The following is a 19,324-nucleotide window of genomic DNA, read 5'->3' as shown; positions in this document are numbered from 1 at the left end:
TCCCTACAGGAGCGCCAGCGCCGCCTCCGCGGTGAACTCGCCGTGGCCGCCGGGGAACAGCAGGTCCGCCTCCGCGAAGGAGGGGTCCTCCGCGTGCGCCGCCACGTACGGGACCGCGACGCAGCGCATGCCCGCGGCGCGGGCCGCCGCCGCGCCCGGTGCCGCGTCCTCGAAGACCACGCAGTCGGACGGCGCCGCCCCGAGCAGCTCCGCCGCGGCGAGGAACACGTCGGGCGCCGGCTTGCCGCGCTCCACCTCCTCGGCGGAGACGAACGTCGTGAGCCAGGCGTCGAGCCCCGTACCCGCGAGGACCGCCGCGATGGCCGCGCGCGAGGAACCGGACGCCACGGCCATCGGCACCCCCGCGTCGTGCAGGCGCTCCACCAGCTTCCGCATCTCCGGATACACCGGCGTGCCCGCGCGGGCCAGCGTCAGATAGCGGTGGTCGAGCTCGGCGATGAGTTCGGCCACCGGGGCGGCTATCCCGTACTCCGTCCGCCAGTCCGCGAGCGTCTCGTGGGAGCTGATCCCGACGTAGCGCTCGTTGTCGGCCCACGTGTACGCGCGGCCGGTGCGCTCGGCGAGCAGGGCCCGTGACGCCTCGAAGTAGTGGGGCTCGCTGTCGACGAGGGTGCCGTCGAGATCGAAGATGACCGCGGTGGTGCCGAAGGTGCTCATGGCCCCAAGGATGCCAAAGGCGCAGGTCGGCTCCCGGGCCGAGGCTCAGCGTCCGCCGGGTGCCGGGCCGCCGGGTGCCGGGCTGCCGGGGGCGGCGCCGCCGACCGACTCGACCAGTGGGAGCAGCCGGTGCGGCACCCGCTCGCGCAGCGCCATCTCCGTCCGCGTGCGCACCACGCCCGGCAGCTGGATCAGCCGCTGGACGACGTCTTCCAGATGGCCGTTGTCGCGTGCCACGACGCGGGTCAGGAGGTCGCCGCCGCCGGTGATCGAGTGCGCCTCGATGATCTCGGGTACGGCGGCCAGCGCGTCGCCCACCTCGTCCAAGTGCCCCTGCGTGACCTCGATGTGGACGAAGGCGAGCACCGGGTGGCCCAGCGCGGCCGGGGAGAGGAACGGGCCCGTGCCGGTGATCACCCCGTCCCGCTCCAGGCGGTCGATCCTGGCCTGCAGGGTGCCGCGGGCGATGCCGAGCAGGCGCGCGTACTCGCGCAGGCTGGTGCGCGGCTGTTCGAGGAGCAGCCGCAGGATGCGGGTGTCGAGTTCGTCGACGGCCATGGTGCCGGTTCTCCCAGGTGGGCGGGGTCGCTCGCTGGTGAACTCTAGCCGCCGGGCCCGCCCGGCTCCCGGGCATCCGGGTACGGCCGGGCGGCGGCCGGCTCAGAGGACCCGGCGCAGCGCCTCCGGGGTGAGGTCCGCGAGCGTCGGGTAGCCGTCGACGGCCATGAGCAGGTCGGCCTCGGCGAGGAGCGAGCGCAGGACGTGCGTGACGCCGTCCGCCCCGCCGATGCCGAGCCCGTACGCGTACGGGCGGCCCACCCCGACGGCGCTCGCCCCGAGCGCGATGGCCTTGACGATGTCCGCGCCGCTGCGGACCCCGGAGTCGAAGAGGACGGGCAGCCCGTCGGCGGCCTCGACGACCTCGGGGAGCATGTCGAGCGCGGGCAGCCCGCCGTTGGCCTGGCGACCGCCGTGGTTGGAGCAGTAGACGCCGTCCACGCCGCCGTCCCTGGCGCGGCGGACGTCCTCGGGGTGGCACAGGCCCTTCACGATCAGCGGCAGCGTGGTCAAGGAGCGCAGCCACGGCAGGTCCTCCCAGGTCAACGGGTTGCCGAAGAGCCGCACCCACGTCAGGACGGCGGACCCCATGTCCTGCTCGGGGGCGACGGGAAGGTGCGCGCGGAAGACCGGGTCGGAGGTGTAGTTGGCGAGGCAGTGCCCGCGCAGCTGCGGGAAGTTGGAGGTGCTCAGGTCGCGGGGGCGCCAGCCGGTGATCCAGGTGTCCATCGTGACGACGATCGCCTTGAACCCGGACTTCTCGGCCCGGTGCACCAGGCTCTCGGCGAGCGCGCGGTCGGTGGGCGTGTAGAGCTGGAAGAAGCCGGGGGTGTCCCCCAACTCGGCGGCCACCGACTCCATCGGGTCGGCCGAAAGCGTCGAGGCGATCATCGGCACCCCGGTGCGCGCCGCCGCCCGCGCGGTCGCCAGGTCCCCGTGTCCGTCCTGCCCGCAGATGCCGAGCACACCGATGGGAGCCAGGAACAGCGGCGACGGCAGCGTCATCCCGAACAGCTCGACGGACAGGTCGCGCTCGGCGGCGCCCACGAACATGCGCGGGATCAGCCCCCACCGCTCGAACGCGGTGACGTTGGCGTTCTGCGTACGCTCGTCGCCCGCGCCGCCCGCGACGTAGGAGAGGACCGAGGGCGGCAGCGCGGCCCGTGCGCGGGCCTCCAGGTCGGCGTAGGCCATGGGGAAGGCGGGAACCACGCCGCCCAGGCCGTTGAGGTAGATCTCGTCCTGGTAGTCCCTGAACGGGCGGGGCGTCGCATTCATGGGGCGGCCTCTCCTGGGCGATCCGGGCATATGGGTTCTCGGGGTTCTCGGGCTCTCGGGTGGGGCCGCCGCGCGCGGACACACGCGCAGTCTCGGATGAACCTGACGTCAGGGTCAATGTCCGCGCACCCCGGCGAACGGTGTCGTGAACACGCGATGAGGCGTACCGCACAGCCGGATTGGCGATCAGCGGACGGGGGCATCACCGAGAGGCAGGACCGGCGCCGCCCAGGACGACCAGCCGGTCCCCCAGGAAGAGCCGCGGTCCCGGACCTCGACCGCGACGTTCACCGACGGACCCAGGGAGGGGATGATCCGCCATGCGTGCGCACCAGCGCGCCCGCCGTGCCACCGCGGGGGTGGAGTACGCACTGCCGCAGGAGGCCGCTTCGGCGGGCCGGGCACGGAAGCTGACCTCCGCGTTCCTCGTCAGACCGCACCGCCGCAAGACGGAGGTGTCCGCCGAGCGGGTGGACGACGCCACGCTCGTCGTCTCCGAGCTCGTGTCCAACGCCGTCCAGCACGCCCGCGGCGGCTGCCGCCTGCGCGTGGAGGTCACGGGCGGCCGAGTGACCGTGGAGGTCCACGACGCGAGCCCCGTCCGGCCCCGCGCCCGCAGGGCGAGCACCGAGCGCGAGAGCGGCCGCGGCCTGGCCATGGTCCGCCAACTGGCCCACCGTGTGGAGGTCATACGGATGGAACGAGGCGGGAAGAAGGTCAGGGCGGTCCTGGCCTAGGAGGCCGCGCCGGAACCCGGCACGGCCCGCACGGCGCGCACCGCCCGTACCGTGATGCCGGCTGGCGCCGGCGCGAGCCGGGGGAGCGGCCCGCGCGGTGACGGGCCCGGCGCCGGGAAACTCCGTTGCGGCGCGGTGGCCCCGGCCACGAGAGTGGGCGCATGACCACGTCTCACATACCGCCGTCCGGACTGACCGTGCGCCCGGCGACGCCCGGCGACGCGGACGCGGTGTGCGCGCTGCTCAATGAGGTCGACCTGCTGGAGATCGGCCGCGCCGACACCGAGTCCGCCGAGGTACTGGCCGACCTCAAGCACCCCGAAGTGGACCTGGAGCGCGACTCCTGGCTGCTGTTCGAGGGCGAGCGGCTGATCGGATACGCCCGGCTGTGGGACGAGTCGCACGGCGAGCGGATCGACGTCGACCACTATGTGCTGCCCGGCCGGCTCGACGGGGCCCTGCACCTCTTCGACCTGGTCGAGGCCCGAGCCGCCGAACGCGCGGCGGGCAACGGCGCCGCGCGTGCCGTGCTGCACATGTACCTCAACACCGCGCCCACCATGGACCTGCCCGCGCTGCGCACCCGCGGCTGGCTCCCCGTACGGCGCTACCACGTGATGGTCCGTCCGCTCGACGCCGTGGCCGACCGGGCGCCCGCCGTCCCGGCCGGAGTCACGCTGCGCGACTGCCGGGACGAGGACGACAGGCGGCGCGCCCACGCCCTGCTCCAGGAGAGCTTCGCCGAGCACTTCGACTTCCGGCCGCGCAGCTACCGGCAGTGGCTGGACGACATCGACGGCGAGCGCGCCGACTGGTCACTGGTGTGGATCGCCCACGTCGAGGGCATCGGTGACGCGGCCGTGCTGCGCACCCACGACGACCGCCCCTCCATGGGCTGGATCGGCAACCTCGGCGTCCTCGCCAAGGCCCGCGGCCAGGGCCTCGGCAGCCACCTCCTGCGCCACGCCTTCGGGCACTACGCGGCGCGGGGCCGCGAGCGGATCGGCCTCGGCGTGGACACCGACAACAGCAGCGGGGCCCTCGCCCTGTACGAGCGGCACGGGATGACGCTCGACCACGCCGTCGACACCTGGGAACTGGTCCGTACGGTGTGACGGCCGGCACGGCCCGCGCCTCCACGGGGGTGGGGCGCGGGCCGTGCCGGCCGCGGCTCGGTTACTGCGGCACGTTCAGGACGAAGTCGAAGTCCGCCTCCTTCGCGCTGCCGACGGTACGGACGTTCATCAGCAGCCGGGGGTCGAAGAGCGCGTCCGTGTTGTTGCGCGGCTCCCCGGGGAAGTACAGCTGCGTCGTGAGGATCGGGCGGCCGGGTGCCTGCACCTTGACGTGCAGGTGCCGGGTCCGCCCGGGGTACAGGCCGGGCACGATCGTGGTCAGCTTGAACGCGCCGTTGGCGTCGGTGAACTGGTGGCCGCGGAAGCGGTACCCGACGTTGTCGTACGTCCCGTAGGCGTCGGCCTGCCAGAAGTCCAGCAGGGTCTGGCCTATGGGGCGGCAGGCCCGCCCGAAGACGTAACCGGTGACGGTGAGCCGCACGCCCTGTGTGCCCGACTGGAGGAGCGAGGTGCGCCGCGGGGAGTTGGGCTTGAAGTACGGGCCCTCCATCTGCGGGGGCGTCGGATCGTCGCCGTCGTCACAGGTCGGGGTCAGTTCCGGGGCCTCACCGCGCTCGCCCGCCGTCCGCGCGAGGGCGGGGACGCTCATGAGGCCGGCCACCGGCAGGGCCATGCCCGCCGCGGCGGCGGCCCTCAGCACCGTCTTGCGGCTCGGCCCCCTGCCGCGCGGCCGTGACTCGCCGCCTTCGCCGCGCGCCTCGTCCCCGGCTCCGCTGCCGATCTCGTCGTCCATCGCTCCTCCTGAGGGGGTGGGGGTGGTTCCGGATCGGCTAAGAAGCTATGCGGAGGCGGCGGGCCGTGCGATGGACTGGAGCCGGTGGTCATGGTGAATATCGCCGGTGCCGCGCCGGAAGTCCCCGGGGCTCGTCCCGGTCTCGCGGCGGAAGAAGCGGCAGAAGTAGGCCGGATCGCCGAAACCGGTCCGCGCCGCCACCTGGCGTACCGTCAGTTCGGTGTGCAGCAACAGGAGTTTCGCCTCGTGCACCCTGGTCTGCCGGATCAGCTCCCCGGGTGTGCGGCCGGTGGACGCCTTCACCGCCTCGCTCAGGTAGCCGACCGAGACGCCGAGCCGTTCCGCGCACGTCCGCACCGAGTGGGCGGCGCCCTCCGGGCCGTTGAGGAGCGCCGTGAACTCCGCGGCCACCGAACCCGGCCGTGACCGGGGCGGCGCGGACGGCGCGGCGGCGGGCCTCGCCGCGGGCAGCCGCGCGGCCCGTACCACCAGGACGTGCAGCAGGGACCGCAGCACGCTGTGGAAGCCGGCGGCGCCCGAGCGGTACTCGGCCTCCAGGTCGGCGACGAGCCGCGCGGTCCACTCCGCGTCCTCGGCGGGCAGCGCGAGCGTGGCACGCCGGCCGAGCCCCCGCAGGATGTCCCGGTCGGCGGGGTGGTCGAGGAGGAAGTCGTCGGTGAAGAGGATGACGCGGCCCTCCAGGCCCGTGGCGTCCTCCCAGTGGTGGACCTGGCCGGGAGCGATGAAGCACAGGTGGGGCGGGCGCAGCGGGCAGCCGTTCAGGTCCACCACGTGCCTGCCGGTGCCGCCCGTGACGTGCACGATCTCGTGGAAGGTGTGCCGGTGGGGGAAGGCGGCCCGCGACATCGGCCCGATGGTGTCGAAGGTGCCGATGGCGAAGGGCAGCGCGTTGGGCATCGGCACCTCCAGGCGGTGCGTCGGCATGCCGCCGCCGGACGGTTCCCCGCTGTCGCCCTCGCCGGGCAGAACCGTTGTGCCGCGCATGCGTACGCTCCTTGTCCCGAAGTCCTGTGCTTCGCCTGGCTCTTGCCGGGGCGGCCCGGCGTGCTTGGTCCGGACCTGACCCGCCGAGCGAACACGATGGCATGCGCGGTGCCCGCGGGGGAGAGGGCGTGTCAGAGACGCGTCAGGGCTCGGCGACACGATCGGAACACCAGCGGGCCGGAGGCCGCGCCGAGAGCGCCTCACGGCCCACCCACGCGGAGTGAACTGCCGGGAGACAGCCGACATGGCCGTGAGACAGCTCGCAGCACAGCGCGAAGGGAACGGACCGGACGCCGGGCGCCCACGCCCCGGCCGCGGCGGGAGCGGGAGCCGGGGATGGCGGGCCGCCCTGGCGTTCGCCGCGGTCGGCGCCGCCGTCCTCGCCGTGTCACCGGCCTCGCAGAGCACCGCTTCGGCCTCGGCCGGCGCGGCGGCCTGCCAGACGCGGACCGAGGCCAGGCACACCGACTGGACCGGCATGCACTTCCTCGGCGACGTGGTGTGCGCGCACACCACCGGTTCGATCCGCGTGCAGTCCACCACCGACTCCACGGTCAACGGCCAGATCGCCTTCTCGCCGAGCTGGTTCGTCTGCTGGAAGCGCGGCAGCGTCTACCAGGGCGGAGACATCTGGTACTACACCCAGGGCGACACCGTCTCCGGCGCCAGGACGGCGAAGGGCTGGGGCTACCTCCCCGCCGCCGAACTCTCCTCCGCGACCCACCCCGTACCGGGCCTGAAGCAGTGCACCTGGTCATGACACCGCCCCGCACCCCGCACGAGCCGACAGGAGTACGCGCATGAGCCGAACCTCCGCCCCCGGCAAGCGCCGCACGGCCCTGGCGGGCGCCGCGCTCTGCCTGGCCCTGTCCGCGGCGGCGGCCCCCACCGCCCAGGCGGCCCCGGCACCCGCGGCCGGTCCCTCCGATACGTCGCCCACCTGCTCCCTGCGGCAGAACCAGCCGCACAGGGACACCCTCGGCAACGCCTTCAGCCTCGACCTGTACTGCGACAACCTGGCGTCGGACGCCTTCGGCCGCCCCGCGTTCAACGCACCGGTCACCGGCCGCCTGAAGCTCTCGCCGAGCTGGTTCGTGTGCTGGACGCTGGGCGACGCCGCGGCCGACGGCAACAAGGTCTGGTACTACACCCAGGGCGACGAGGTGGTGAGCCTGCCCGGCATCAAGGGCTGGGGCATGGTGCCCGCCAAGGTCGTGCAGACCCAGCAGCACCCCTACCCCGGGCTGCCCCGCTGCCCCTGGGTCTGAGCGGGGCAGCCACCGCCCCGTCCGTCCGCATCCGTCCGCACGACTCAGACCGGGAGACCACCGTGACTTCGCGACCCAGCAGAGCCCTCCGCACCCGTACGCTCGCCGCCGTGCTGCTCGGCTGTGCGCTGATGGCGGGGCCGGCCGTCGCCCAGGCCGCCGGGTCGGGCACCGGTGTCGGGACCAGGCAGGCCACCGACGGCGAGTGGCGCTACTGTCCCTACACCGGCGACCACCCGGAACTCGGCAAGGGCCACGCGAGCGACGCCGTCGGCCACCTCCAGTGCATCCTGAACAAGGTCTACGGCTACAAGAGCGTCGCCCAGGACAAGATCTTCGGCGACGCCACGCTGGCCGCCGTCAAGAACTTCCAGCAGAGCGTCGGCCTGAGCGCGGACGGCTTCGTGGGCCCGCGCACCTGGGCGGCCCTGCACCCCTAGGCAGGGTCGTCAGCGGGCGCGCCGCAGCCGGACCGTGGCGACGGCGCCGCACACCGCGCCCACCGCGAGCACGACCAGGCCCCGCGTCCAGACCTCACGTTCGACCTGCGTCGCGAGCACGACGCAGGAGACCGCGCCGAGGAACGGCACCGCGAGCGGCGCCCTGAAGTGCTCGCGCGGCGCGGTGTCACGGCGGCGCAGCACCAGCACCGAGGTGTTGACCAGGAAGAAGACCACCAGGAGCAGCAGGACCAGGGTCGAGGCGAGCGTGGCCACGTCACCGGTCAGCGCGAGCAGCAGGGAGAGCGCCGTCGTCGCGGCGATCGAGGCCCACGGGGTGCGCCTGCCGGGCAGCACCCTGGTCAGGAACGACGGCAGCAGTCCCTCACGCGCCATGCCGTAGGCGAGGCGGGACGACATGATGCCGGTGAGCAGCGCCCCATTGGCCACCGCGACCAGCGCGACGGCGCTGAACAGCTCCGGGGGGACGCCGCCCGCCTCCTTGACGACTTCGAGCAGCGGTCCGCTCGAACCGGCCAGGCGCCCGGTCGGTACGGCCGCCGCCGCGGCGGCTCCGACCAGGGCGTACACCGCGCCCGCGGTGATGAGCGCGCCGAACAGGGCCCGCGGGTACGAGCGGCGCGGATCGCGGGTCTCCTCGGCCACGTTGACGGACGTCTCGAATCCGACGAAGGAGTAGTAGGCGAGCACCGCGCCGCTCAGCACGGCCGCCGCGGGGCCGTGGCTCGCCGTCCCGAGCTGCGTCAGCCTGCCGACGTCGCCGTCGCCGCGCAGCACGATCCACAGGCCGAGCCCGATCACGACGACGAGGCCGCCCACCTCGATGACCGTGGCGATCACGTTGGCCCGCGTCGACTCACGGATGCCGCGCGCGTTCAGGAGCGCGAGCGCGGCGAGGAAGACGACGGTGACGAGCGCGACGGGGAGCGTCACGAACTCGGAGAGGTAGTCGCCGCCGAAGCCGCGGGCCAGCGCGGCGACCGACACGATCCCCGCCGCGAGCATGCAGAATCCCGCGAGGAAGCCGGCGAAGGGCCCGTACGCGAGGGTGGCGTAGTGGGAGGCGCCGCCCGCGCGCGGGTACTTGGTGACCAGTTCGGCGTACGAGGTGGCCGTCAGGAGCGCCAGGCAGAGCGCCGCGACCAGCGGCACCCACACGGCGCCGCCGGAGTCGGCCGCCACCTGGCCGACGAGGACGTACACGCCCGCGCCGAGCACGTCGCCGAGGATGAAGAAGTACAGGAGGGGAGTGGTCAGGGCTTTCTTGAGCGCCGTCGGCTCGTCCGACGTCTGCGCGGTGGTGCTGGTGGTACCGGAAGTTCTCACGCAGAGCCGTATACCCTGCGGCGCGCCTGCCAGGCAGTACGTCCCCCGGACGCCCGCGCGGACCTTCCCCGCGGACCTTTCTATGCGGACCCTTCTACGCGGACCCCGGCGCGCGGACGCCCTCGGCACCCGCCGCGCGCCCGCCCGCGCCGAGGAGACCCGTCGCCGAGAATTCCGAGCGCGTCAGCTCCTGCCGCGCGAACCGGGTCACGACCCCCGGCAGCATGGCCCGTACCGCCTGCACGCCCCGCAGCCACCCCGGCACGTACACGCTGGGCGCCCGGCGCTCGACGGCACGCACGATGCGGCCCGCCACCATCGCCGCCGGGTAGATCCTGCGGGCCGGCGGCGGCATGTGCGCCCGCAGCTCGCGCAGGACGGGGTACCGGTCGGCGTCACGGATCATGTCCGTGTCGATCCAGTTCAGGTAGGCGATGCCCACGCCGACCCCGCGCGGGTCGAGCTCCGCGCGCAGGGCGTGGCAGAAGGCCTCCGCGCCCGCCTTCGACGCGCAGTACGCGCTCATCAGCGGGGCGGCCCCGATGGACGCCAGCGAGGCGACCTGGAGGTAGTGCCCGCGGGTGTCGAGGAGCTGGGGCAGGAAGGTGCGGGCGGTGATCGCGCTGCCCACGAGGTTGACGTCGACGACGCGCCGCCAGCTGTGCGGGTCGGAATCGACGAACGGGCCGCCCTCGGCCACCCCGGCGTTCGCGACGACGACGGAGGCCGGACCAAGCCTGCCGCGCACCTCCGCGGCCACGCGGGCCATCGCCGCGTCGTCGGTGACGTCCACGTGCCAGTGTCCCGACGCCGTCGGCAGCGCGGCGGCCACCCGGGCGAGCTCCCGTTCCTCCAGGCCGAGGAGCGCCACCTTCGCGCCGCGCGACGCCAGTTCTCTGGCGACGGCCTCGCCGATACCGCGCGCGGCGCCGGTCACGACGGCCGTACGGCCGCGCAGGACGTGCTGTCGGTCGGTCACGGGCACTCCTCGGTTCGGGGGCCCCGGGTGGGGGCCCTCAGCGGTGACACCGCTGTCCGGCTTCCCTCCCGCGGACGCTCAGAACGCGACCCCCTCGGAGTCGGTGATGGTCGCGTGCATGTTGCGCTCCATCATGAGCAGCGCCGCCCCAGCCAGGTCGGAGTGGATATGGGCCACCGCGTCCTCGGGCACCGTCACCCGCAGATGGCGAATGTGGGCGTCGAGCGCGGAATACAGCACGCATTGCTCGGTCACCTGGCCGGAAAGGACCACGTGGTCGACGTCGAGCTGGGAGAGCAGATAAGTGAGCGGCGTCTCGAAAAAGATCGAATGGCGGGCCTTCACCACGAACAGTGACGCGTCGTCCGGCCGCACGGGACGGACCAGTTCGGAATGCGGTCCCGACAGGGCGGTCTCGACTATCTCTCCGTGGTGGGAGCGCCATTCGCCGAAATTGTCATTCACGTAGATGACCGGTACACCCTCCTCCCGGGCGCGCTCGATCAGCCGCACGATCGAGGGCAACGCCTTGCGTACGGAGGGTATGAGCTGGTCCGCGTCGGGATGGTCATAGGTGTTGATCATGTCGATGACGATGAGCGCGCTTTTTCCCATGGGCCCATGATGGCACTGCGGATGGCGCGCGCATGTTCTCGAAGAGACCGATCACCGTCTACCCGGGTCGGCCCCGGCCAATCGCACTTTCCGTCCGGCCACGGACGGCGCAGTGCAGGTGTCTCCTGCGGGGGTGCGGGGTACCCGTCGTCACGCGAAAGAGCCCCTGCCAGGTGCCACTCACTCCCCGCCCGTGGCACCGTACCGTCGAAGGATCGGAATCCAGTGAGCGAGAAGAAGAACCCGGTGACCGCCGCAGCGGAGAAGGCCGTGGGAAAGGTCCAGAAGGCCATGCACAAGGGAAATGAGATTCCTGGTGCTCCGGGCCCCGAGGCCGTGCCGGTCGCCGAGCCCACGGAGCCGCGCGAGCCCCTGCCGCCCAAAGCCGACCAGCGCGGCCCGGACACCTACAGCCCCACCGGGCAGGCGACCGGGGTGCCGCAGGACAGGGTCGCCCAGGACGGTGCCTACCTGACCACCGCCCAGGGCGCGCGCCTCTACGACACCGACCACTCGCTGAAGGCGGGGCCGCGCGGCCCCGTGCTGCTGCAGGACCACCACCTGCGGGAGAAGATCACCCACTTCGACCACGAACGCATCCCCGAGCGCGTCGTGCACGCCAGGGGCGCCGCCGCGCACGGCGTCTTCCGCGGCTACGGCACCGCGGCCGGGATCACCAAGGCGGGCTTCCTCGCCGAGGGCGTCGAGACGCCGGTCTACGTCCGCTTCTCCACCGTCCTCGGCTCGCGCGGCTCCGCGGACACCGTGCGGGACACCCGGGGCTTCGCCACGAAGTTCTACACCCAGGAGGGCGTCTTCGACCTCGTGGGCAACAACATCCCGGTGTTCTTCATCCAGGACGCGATCAAGTTCCCCGACATCATCCACGCGGGCAAGCCGCACCCCGACCGCGAGATCCCGCAGGCGCAGAGCGCCCACGACACGTTCTGGGACTTCGTCACCCTGCACACCGAGGCCACCCACCACACGCTGTGGAACATGTCGGACCGCGGCATCCCGCGCTCCTACCGGATGATGGAGGGCTTCGGCGTCCACACCTTCCGCCTCGTCAACGCCGAAGGCGCCACGACGCTGGTCAAGTTCCACTGGAAGCCGCGCCTCGGCGTCCACTCCCTGGTGTGGGAGGAGGCGCAGCTCACCGGCGGCGTGGACCCCGACTTCCACCGCCGCGACCTCGCCGACGCCATCGAGGCGGGCGCCTACCCGGAGTGGGAGCTCGGCGTCCAGACCTTCCCCGACACCCCTGACCACATGTTCGAGGGCATCGACCTGCTCGACCCCACGAAGATCGTGCCCGAGGAGCTGGCGCCGGTCCGCCCGATCGGCCTGATGACCCTCAACGCCAATCCGTCGAACTACTTCGCCGAGACCGAGCAGGTCGCCTTCCACCCCGGCCACCTCGTCCCCGGCATCGACGTCACCGACGACCCGCTGCTCCACGGCCGCCTCTTCTCCTACCTCGACACGCAGATCAGCAGGCTCGGCGGCCCGAACTTCGGTCAGCTCCCCATCAACCGCACCCACGCGCCCGTCAACGACATGCTGCGCGACGGCATGCACCAGACCGCCGTGCACCGGGGCGTCGCCCCCTACCGGCCCAACTCCGCCGACGGCGGCTGCCCCTTCCTCGCCGGAGCGGACACCGGGGCCTACATCGAGGTGCCCGCCGAGGTGCCCGCCTCCCGCAAGGTGCGCGAGGCGCCGGCCACCTTCGACGACCACTTCAGCCAGCCCCGGCAGTTCTGGCTCAGCATGACCCCCGTCGAGCGCGAGCACATCATCGCCGCCTACACCTTCGAGCTCGGCAAGTGCTGGGAGACCGGCATCAAGGAGCGCGGCCTGCGGGTCCTCGCGAACATCGACCCCGAGCTGTGCTCCCGGGTCGCCACGGGACTCGGCCTGCCCGCGCCCGAGGCCACCGTTCCGCTCGCCGACGTCGCGCCGAGCCCCGCCCTCTCCCAGGTCGGCCAGGAGTGGCCGGCCGACGGCCGCATCATCGGCATCGTCACCGACGGCGCCGACCTGGACGCCGTCCGCACGGTGCGCGCGGAGATCCTGGACGCCGGCATGGTCCCGCTGGTCATCGCCCCGGCCGGCGGCAAGCTCGGCCTGGACGCCGACCCCGTCACCGTGCAGCGCACCTTCACCACCGCGCGGTCCGTCGAGTTCGACGCCGTCCTCCTCGCCGCCGCCCCCGCCCCGGCCCCCGACGCCTACGGAGCGCGCGACGCCAAGGTCGACGACGCGGCGGCCGTGGCCACGGCGATCGACCCCCGGGTGCTGCTCCTCGTCTCCGAGGCCTTCCGGCACGGCAAGGCCATCGGTGCCTGGGGCACGGGCCCGGCCGTCCTCGAAGCGGCCGGACTGCCCGCGGGCGCCGCGGGCGTGACCGCGGGTGAACCGGCCACCGTGCTGCGTACGGTCACCCAGTCGCTCGGCGCCCACCGCGCCTGGGAGCGCTTCGGTCCGGCCGTCTGACCAGCGGCGCCGATGTCCGGGGGTGTGGCGGGGCACCGACCGCCACACCCCCGGCCCCGCGTGATCCGTTGGCCCGCCCGCGGCCCAGCCGAAGCGCCCGACGGTGTGCCAATGGCCCAGTGCGACCGGCATCGGTTGAGCCAGAGGGCGATCAGATGGTGTGATGGTGCTGTCGATGGCGCTGCGGGTTTCCGCGGCGCCTTTTTCATGCGGGTTCCTCGGACGAACCCCACGGACCGGACGCGACAGGCGCGAGAGGGGCGGGAAGGCAGTGATGAAGAGGATGTTCGTGGCGCCCGATCCGGGACGGACGCGGTTGCGCTTCGCCTCCAGGGCGGTCCTCGGCATCGGCGGCGCGGTCGCCGTGTGCGGTCTGGCCGGACATTCGCTCGTCGCGGCGATCACGGGCGGCCTCGCCGCGCTGCTCGCCCTCTTCACCGTCGGCGACGCCACGGTCAGGGGGCAGGCGGTGACCACGGCCCTGCTGCCCGCCGTCGGATTCCCCGTACTCGCCGTCGCCGCCCTGCTGCACGACGTGCCCGTGGCGCGCGACGCCGCCTTCCTCGCCGTCATGGGAGCCGGCGTCTACGCGCGGCGCTGGGGGCCGCGCGGGCACTCCCTCGGCGTCTTCGCGTTCATGATGTTCTTCGCGACGCAGTTCCTGCACACCGTCCCCCGTCAGCTCCCCGAGCTGTACGCCGCCGTCCTGCTCTCGCTCTGCGCCGCGGCGGCCGTCCGCTTCGGCGCCTGGTGCTACGAACGCCGGCTGCCCCCGGCCGTCATGCCGCCGCCGCACCCCGGCACCGGCCTCGCCCGTACGACCACACGGCAGGCCGTGCAGGCCGTCGCGGGCGGCGCCTTCGCGCTCGCCGTGGGCCAGGTGCTCTCCGATCAGCGCTGGTACTGGGCCGTCGGCGCCACCTGGTGGGTCTTCGTCAACACCGCGTCCAGCGGGGAGACCCTGGTCCGCAGCTTCCGCCGGGTCCTCGGCACCGTCATCGGCGTCGCGCTCGGCCTCGTCGTCGCCGTGCCGCTGGACGGCGCGCCCGTCCCCTCGGCGCTCATCGTCGCCGTCAGCGTCTTCGGCATCTTCTACACGGCCGCCGTCTCCTACACCTGGATGATGCTCGCGGTCACCGTCATGGCCGGGGTGCTCTACGGCCTGCTCGGGGTGCTCGACCCGGCCCTGCTCGCCCTGCGCGTCGCCGAGACCGGGGCGGGAGCCCTCGGCGCCGCCCTCGCGGTGCTGCTCGTCCTGCCCGTGACGACGCACGCCACCACCCACGCCTGGATCGAACGCGCCCTGCGCTGCGTGCACGCCTGCACCGCGGAGGCCGCGGCCCGGCTCGCCGGTTCGGTCACGGCCGACCCCGCGCCCCGCGTCGCCGAACTGGAGCAGCTCCTCGGCAAGGTGCGCCTCTCCCTCGCCCCGCTCGTCCACCCGCTGAGCCCGCTGCGGGCCCGCAAGGAACGCGCCCGGCAGGTCATTGCGCTGCTCGACGCCTGCGCCGACGAGGTGCGCGGCCTGGCCTCGATCGCCGCCGACCCCGAGGCGTCCCACGACGACCGGCTCGCCGCCGCCTGCTGGCGCGTGGAGGCCGCGGTCGAGGCGCTGACGGGTCCCGCCGACGGTGCCCCGGCGTCCCTCCGGCCCGCCGATGTGCCGCACGGCTCCGTCGTCGAACCGGCTCTCGCCCATCTGCACGGCTTGGAGAGGGCCCTCGCGGAGCTGGCCGACCCCCTGCACAGCTCGCCGCGGACACGGCTGATCGGGGCCTGAGCCGACCGGGGCCTGAGCGCGCCACCGGGCGCGGCCACGGCGGGGAGGTGGGCTTCAGACCTGCCGTCCTGGGCAGCAGGAGGTCATGAAGATACTCATCATCGTGGTGCTCATCGCTCTCGCCGCAGCCTGGTACCTGCACTCCCAGAAGCGGCGCTGACACGAAACGCGCCGATACGAGGCCGCTGACACGAGAAAGAGAAGCCCCGGCTGGACGGGGGGGACCAGCCGGGGCGGCAAGGGGGTGGCGAGCGGAGGACGGGCGCCTCTCCGCGAGGCCACATATGGGTAAACGGTGAAGGAGTGCTGGAGGTTCCGCCACCGGCCCGCGCGCGGGAGTGAGCTGCGACACACGCGGTGATCCCCGGGGCTCACCCGGCCCCGCCGTGACCCACTGCTAGCGTCGGCCGCACGAGCGGCGCCCGGGACGCGGCGCCCCGGTCGAGAGGGGACAGCAGTGGTCGTGGGCAGACAGGCCGGACGGGCCTACATCGGATCGTTCACCGCCGCCGGGGGCCTCGGCGTCCTCACGGCGGCCGTGGACACGGGGACCGGCGCGCTGGCCGTCCTCAGCACCACCGACGCCGTGCCTGACCCGTCCTACCTCGCGCTCTCGCCCTCCGGAGACACCCTCTACGCGGTCAGTGAGACGTCGGACGGCGCCGTCGCCGCGTTCCACATCGACGGGGACAAGCCGGAACTCAGGGGCAAGCCCGTGCCGGTCGGTTCGGCCCCCACCCACCTCGACCTGTACGACGGCCACGTCCTCACCGCCAACTACCGGTCGGGCAGCGTCACCGCCGTACCGCTGCGCGACGACGGCGGCCTCGCCGCCACCCCGTCCAGCGAACTGCGGCACACCGGCTCGGGCCCGCACCCGCAGCGCCAGCAGGGCCCGCACGCCCACCAGGTGCTCGCCGACCCCAGCGGCCGCTGGGCGGTCAGCGTGGACCTCGGCACGGACTCCGTGCGCGTCTGCGCGTTCGGCGACGACGGCCTGACCCTGCACCGCGAGGTCGCCGTACGCCCCGGATCGGGCCCGCGGCACCTCGCCTTCCACCCCGACGGCGACCGCGCCTACCTCCTCAACGAACTCTCGCCCACCCTCACCACCTGCTCCTGGGACGCCGGGACGGGCGCGCTCAAGCCGCTCAGCGAGGTCTCCGTCCTCGTCGACACCCCCGAGGGCGACGTCTACCCCTCCGCGGTCGTCGTCGCCCCCGACGGGCGGTTCCTCTGGACCGCCACGCGCGGCACGGACGTCATCTCCGTCCTCGCCCTCGGCGCCCCCGACGAGGCCCCCCGCCTCGCCGCCACGGTGCCGTGCGGCGGGCACTGGCCGCGTGACCTGGCCCTTCACCCCTCGGGCCGCCACCTCTACGCGGCCAACGAGCGCTCGGGGGACGTCACCTGGTTCACCGTCGACCCCGGCACCGGCATCCCCCGCAAGGCGGGCTCGATCGACGCGCCCGCCGCCTCCTGCGTGATCTTCGGCTGAGCCGCCCCGCCCGCGTACGCGGACGGGCCCGCCCCCACATCGGGGCGGGCCCGTTCACCGGCGTACGAGGAGCACTCAGTGCACCGGCGCGCCCGAAGCCTGCTGCGGCGCGATGCCCAGCGCCGTCGTGTACTTCGACAGGGCCAGCTTGCCGATCGCCGGGTAGGGGCCGAGCGGTTCGGCGGCCGAGCAGCCCGCTTCCTTCGCCGCCGCGTCGAGCAGCCCCTCGTCGAGCTCGGGACCGATCAGGTACGGGGCGAGGGCGAGCTGCGCCGAGCCCGCGCCGCGCAGCTGCTCGGCGATGGCCGCGACGGAGCCCTCCTGGTCGAGCGCGGCAGCCATCACCGGCACCGCGAGGCGCGCGGCGAGCAGCATGCCGGTGATCCCGGCGGCCTGCACGGCCTCCTCGCCGCCGACCGTGGCGAGGATGATGCCGTCGGCGGCGGTGGCCACCGTGAAGAGCCGGGCGCGGTCGGCGCGGGCGAGGCCCGCCTCCGAAAGGCGCACGTGCAGCGCCTCGGCGAGCAGCGGGTGCGGGCCGAGCACATCGGTCAGCTCGGCGGGGGCGCCGCCGGCCGTGACGGCCTCCCGGACGCGGAGCATCAGGGCGCTGTCGGGGCCCGCGAGCAGCGGCACGACGACCGCGGCGGGGCCCTCGGGCCCGGCGGCGTCGGCGCCGGCCTCGCGCGCGCGCTCGAAGCGGGCGGTGCGCTCGGCCGCCGCGTGCGCGAGCACGGACGCGAGCGAGGGGAACTCGGGGAAGGACGTGACGGTGGCGTCTTCCTCACCGTCGACGTAGCCGATCCTGGCGTCGAGGCCGGGCAGCTCGGAGCGGGCGATGCTCACGACCTCTTCGGCGAGCTGGCGCGTGGTGGTGCTGGGGGGTCCCGGGACGGCGAGGACCAGTGCGGGCGCGCCCTCAGGAGCCGCGACGGGCTCCGGGCGGCGGTGCCGGCCCGGCTGACGGGGGCGCGGCATTCGTACGGGCAGGCCGGATGCGGGCCCAGTGGGGGAGCTCATGCGCCCGCATGCTACTGGCTCGCGGCCATACGCTGTTCGGGGAGGGTGCAGGTGGGCGGTATAAGTCCGATTTTGTCTGAGGAATTACGCCGAGGCCGGCGCCCCTTCCCACCCGTGCACGGAGAGCATGCGCGCGTCACGCGGCAGCAGCAGCCGGTCCGCCGCGAGGCCGCCCGCGATGTGCAGCGCCCCGTCGAGCGGATCACCGGCCGCGGGGACCTGCCGGGCGCGCGGCAGCAGCTCCGACAGGTCGCCGCGCAGCGGGCCGAGCAACGGCTCGCCCAGCTTGAGCAGCCCGCCGGTGAGCGCCACCTCGCTCGCCACGTCCTGGGGACAGACGGCCGCGGCGGCCTCGGCGACATGCCGGGCGGCGTTCCGGAGGATGCCGCCCGCCACCGCGTCGTCGGCCGCGCAGGCCGCGACCTCGGGCGCGAACGAGGCGAGGACCGCGGGCCGGTCCGTCCGCGGATAGAGCAGCCCCGGCAGCCCGGCCAATGGGCCGAACACCTTCTCCGCGCGGTCCCGCAGCGCCCGCGAACCGCCCCGCCTGCCGTCGTGCGCCCGCATCGCCGCTTCGAGCCCCGCGCGCCCGATCCAGGCCCCGCCCCCGCAGTCGCCCAGGAGATGGCCCCAGCCGTCGGCGCGACGCCAGGCGGTGAGATCAGTGCCGACCGCGATCAGCCCGGTGCCCGCGGCCACCACCGCGCCGGGGCGGTCACCCAGCGCGCCCGCGTAAGCGGTCACGGCGTCCGCGGCCAGCGCCACCCGCCGCACACCCAGCGCCCGGCCGAGCGCGCCGGGCAGCTCCGCGCGCAGGTCGTCGCCGAGCGTCGCCATCCCGGCGGCGCCCACCGCGACCGCGGACACCCGGGCTCCGCCCACGTCGGCAAGGAGGCCCCGCGCCAGGGGCAGCAGCAGCTCCATGAAGTGCCCGGCGTCGATGCCGCGCGGCCCCGTGCGCACCGGCTGCGCAGAGCGCACCGGCTCCGGGCACGGCGCCCCTTGCGGAGTCCGGAGAGCGGCCCGCAGACCGGAACCCCCCGAGTCGACGCCCAGGACACACGCGGCTCCGGTCACGGCAGCCGCCAGTCCACCGGCTGCGCGCCCTGCCGAACGAGAAGGTCGTTGACCCGGCTGAACGGGCGCGAGCCGAAGAACCCGCGGTCCGCCGACATCGGCGAGGGGTGCGAGGACTCCACCGACGGCAACGGCCCGAGCAGCGGCCGCAGATTGCGCGCGTCACGCCCCCAGAGGACCGACACCAGCGGCTTGCCGCGCGCGGCGAGCGCGCGGATCGCCTGCTCGGTCACCTCTTCCCAGCCCTTGCCGCGGTGCGCGGCCGGCTTGCGCGGGGCCGTGGTCAGCGCCCTGTTGAGCAGCAGCACGCCCTGCCGCGTCCAGGGCGTGAGGTCGCCGTTGGCCGGCGGCGGCAGGCCCAGGTCGTCGCCCAGCTCGCGGTAGATGTTGATGAGGCTGCCGGGCAGCGGACGCACCTCGGGCGCGACCGAGAACGACAGGCCCACCGCGTGACCGGGCGTGGGGTAGGGGTCCTGTCCGACGATCAGGACGCGGACGTCGTCGAAGGGCTGCTGGAAGGCGCGCAGTACGTGCGGCCCCGCCGGGAGGTAGGTGCGTCCCGCGGCGATCTCCGCGCGCAGGAAGTCCCCCATCCCGGCGATCCGTTCGGCCACCGGCTCCAGGGCCTTGGCCCAGCCTGGTTCGACGATCTCGTGCAAGGGTCGTGGTGCCACGC

18 protein-coding genes and 1 pseudogene are annotated in these 19,324 nt (G+C 73.9%); 8 read left to right on the top strand and 11 right to left on the bottom strand.

Annotated elements, in window-relative coordinates; all coding sequences use genetic code 11:
* Positions 1 to 3 precede the first annotated feature (3 nt).
* From AB0I16_RS20295 to AB0I16_RS20285, 3 genes are all read right to left on the bottom strand, one after another.
* Complete coding sequence (locus tag AB0I16_RS20295; RefSeq protein ID WP_363250828.1) at positions 4 to 678, bottom strand: HAD family phosphatase; 675 nt, start codon at positions 676 to 678, stop codon at positions 4 to 6.
* Between the two features lie 45 nt (positions 679 to 723).
* The gene (locus tag AB0I16_RS20290; protein WP_363250827.1) at positions 724 to 1,236 is read right to left on the bottom strand and encodes an Lrp/AsnC family transcriptional regulator; all 513 of its coding nucleotides are present in this window, start codon (positions 1,234 to 1,236) and stop codon (positions 724 to 726) included.
* Between the two features lie 102 nt (positions 1,237 to 1,338).
* Entirely contained in the window at positions 1,339 to 2,514 is a 1,176-nt protein-coding gene (locus AB0I16_RS20285; RefSeq protein WP_363250826.1) for an alpha-hydroxy-acid oxidizing protein, read from the bottom strand.
* 320 nt (positions 2,515 to 2,834) lie between these two features.
* Between AB0I16_RS20285 and AB0I16_RS20280 the strand changes: the two genes are divergently transcribed.
* Positions 2,835 to 3,251, top strand: coding sequence for an ATP-binding protein (locus AB0I16_RS20280; protein ID WP_363250824.1), 417 nt, complete (start codon positions 2,835 to 2,837; stop codon positions 3,249 to 3,251).
* Positions 3,252 to 3,412: 161 nt separating this feature from the next.
* Positions 3,413 to 4,366, top strand: a complete 954-nt coding sequence (locus AB0I16_RS20275) for a GNAT family N-acetyltransferase (protein WP_363250823.1) — start codon at positions 3,413 to 3,415, stop codon at positions 4,364 to 4,366.
* 64 nt (positions 4,367 to 4,430) lie between these two features.
* Here AB0I16_RS20275 and AB0I16_RS20270 read toward each other — a convergent pair.
* Positions 4,431 to 5,000 (bottom strand): annotated as a pseudogene (locus AB0I16_RS20270) (dioxygenase); the annotation flags it as partial.
* Between the two features lie 165 nt (positions 5,001 to 5,165).
* Positions 5,166 to 6,125, bottom strand: a complete 960-nt coding sequence (locus AB0I16_RS20265) for an AraC family transcriptional regulator (RefSeq protein WP_363250822.1) — start codon at positions 6,123 to 6,125, stop codon at positions 5,166 to 5,168.
* A 244-nt stretch (positions 6,126 to 6,369) separates the two neighbouring features.
* Here AB0I16_RS20265 and AB0I16_RS20260 point away from each other — a divergent pair, with 244 nt between their 5' ends.
* The 3 genes from AB0I16_RS20260 (at position 6,370) to AB0I16_RS20250 (ending at position 7,833) form a co-directional block, all read left to right on the top strand.
* The gene (locus AB0I16_RS20260) at positions 6,370 to 6,885 is read left to right on the top strand and encodes a hypothetical protein (protein ID WP_363250820.1); all 516 of its coding nucleotides are present in this window, start codon (positions 6,370 to 6,372) and stop codon (positions 6,883 to 6,885) included.
* 40 nt (positions 6,886 to 6,925) lie between these two features.
* Positions 6,926 to 7,393, top strand: a complete 468-nt coding sequence (locus tag AB0I16_RS20255; RefSeq protein ID WP_363250819.1) for a hypothetical protein — start codon at positions 6,926 to 6,928, stop codon at positions 7,391 to 7,393.
* 62 nt (positions 7,394 to 7,455) lie between these two features.
* Positions 7,456 to 7,833, top strand: a complete 378-nt coding sequence (locus AB0I16_RS20250) for a peptidoglycan-binding domain-containing protein (protein WP_363250818.1) — start codon at positions 7,456 to 7,458, stop codon at positions 7,831 to 7,833.
* Between the two features lie 9 nt (positions 7,834 to 7,842).
* Here AB0I16_RS20250 and AB0I16_RS20245 read toward each other — a convergent pair whose 3' ends face one another.
* From AB0I16_RS20245 to AB0I16_RS20235, 3 genes are all read right to left on the bottom strand, one after another.
* Positions 7,843 to 9,180, bottom strand: coding sequence for an APC family permease (locus AB0I16_RS20245; protein ID WP_363250817.1), 1,338 nt, complete (start codon positions 9,178 to 9,180; stop codon positions 7,843 to 7,845).
* A 94-nt stretch (positions 9,181 to 9,274) separates the two neighbouring features.
* Positions 9,275 to 10,159: an SDR family oxidoreductase gene (locus tag AB0I16_RS20240; RefSeq protein WP_363250816.1), complete on the bottom strand. Its 885-nt coding sequence runs from the start codon at positions 10,157 to 10,159 to the stop codon at positions 9,275 to 9,277.
* A 78-nt stretch (positions 10,160 to 10,237) separates the two neighbouring features.
* Complete coding sequence (locus tag AB0I16_RS20235; protein WP_363250815.1) at positions 10,238 to 10,774, bottom strand: isochorismatase family cysteine hydrolase; 537 nt, start codon at positions 10,772 to 10,774, stop codon at positions 10,238 to 10,240.
* A 225-nt stretch (positions 10,775 to 10,999) separates the two neighbouring features.
* Here AB0I16_RS20235 and AB0I16_RS20230 point away from each other — a divergent pair, with 225 nt between their 5' ends.
* The 3 genes from AB0I16_RS20230 to AB0I16_RS20220 all read left to right on the top strand — a co-directional run bounded on the left by AB0I16_RS20230 (position 11,000) and on the right by AB0I16_RS20220 (position 16,551).
* Positions 11,000 to 13,273 carry a catalase gene (locus AB0I16_RS20230; RefSeq protein ID WP_363250814.1) on the top strand — a complete coding sequence of 758 codons (2,274 nt, stop codon included), beginning with the start codon at positions 11,000 to 11,002 and terminating at the stop codon, positions 13,271 to 13,273.
* Positions 13,274 to 13,544: 271 nt separating this feature from the next.
* Positions 13,545 to 15,053, top strand: a complete 1,509-nt coding sequence (locus AB0I16_RS20225; protein WP_363250813.1) for an FUSC family protein — start codon at positions 13,545 to 13,547, stop codon at positions 15,051 to 15,053.
* A gap of 457 nt (positions 15,054 to 15,510) precedes the next feature.
* Entirely contained in the window at positions 15,511 to 16,551 is a 1,041-nt protein-coding gene (locus tag AB0I16_RS20220) for a lactonase family protein (protein WP_363250812.1), read from the top strand.
* Between the two features lie 75 nt (positions 16,552 to 16,626).
* Here the strand turns inward: AB0I16_RS20220 and AB0I16_RS20215 are convergent, their stop codons facing one another.
* The 3 genes from AB0I16_RS20215 to AB0I16_RS20205 all read right to left on the bottom strand — a co-directional run bounded on the left by AB0I16_RS20215 (position 16,627) and on the right by AB0I16_RS20205 (position 19,322).
* A complete protein-coding gene (locus AB0I16_RS20215; RefSeq protein WP_363250811.1) occupies positions 16,627 to 17,571 on the bottom strand; it encodes a hypothetical protein in 945 nt (314 codons plus the stop codon).
* An 84-nt stretch (positions 17,572 to 17,655) separates the two neighbouring features.
* Complete coding sequence (locus tag AB0I16_RS20210; RefSeq protein ID WP_363250810.1) at positions 17,656 to 18,648, bottom strand: BadF/BadG/BcrA/BcrD ATPase family protein; 993 nt, start codon at positions 18,646 to 18,648, stop codon at positions 17,656 to 17,658.
* A complete protein-coding gene (locus AB0I16_RS20205; RefSeq protein WP_363250809.1) occupies positions 18,645 to 19,322 on the bottom strand; it encodes a uracil-DNA glycosylase in 678 nt (225 codons plus the stop codon). The genes AB0I16_RS20210 and AB0I16_RS20205 overlap by 4 nt, the downstream gene beginning before the upstream one ends.
* Positions 19,323 to 19,324 lie beyond the last annotated feature (2 nt).

Source organism: Streptomyces sp. NPDC050703 (assembly GCF_040654435.1).
Classification (GTDB): Bacteria; Actinomycetota; Actinomycetes; order Streptomycetales; family Streptomycetaceae; genus Streptomyces.
This window is presented reverse-complemented; position numbering and strand designations above follow the sequence as displayed.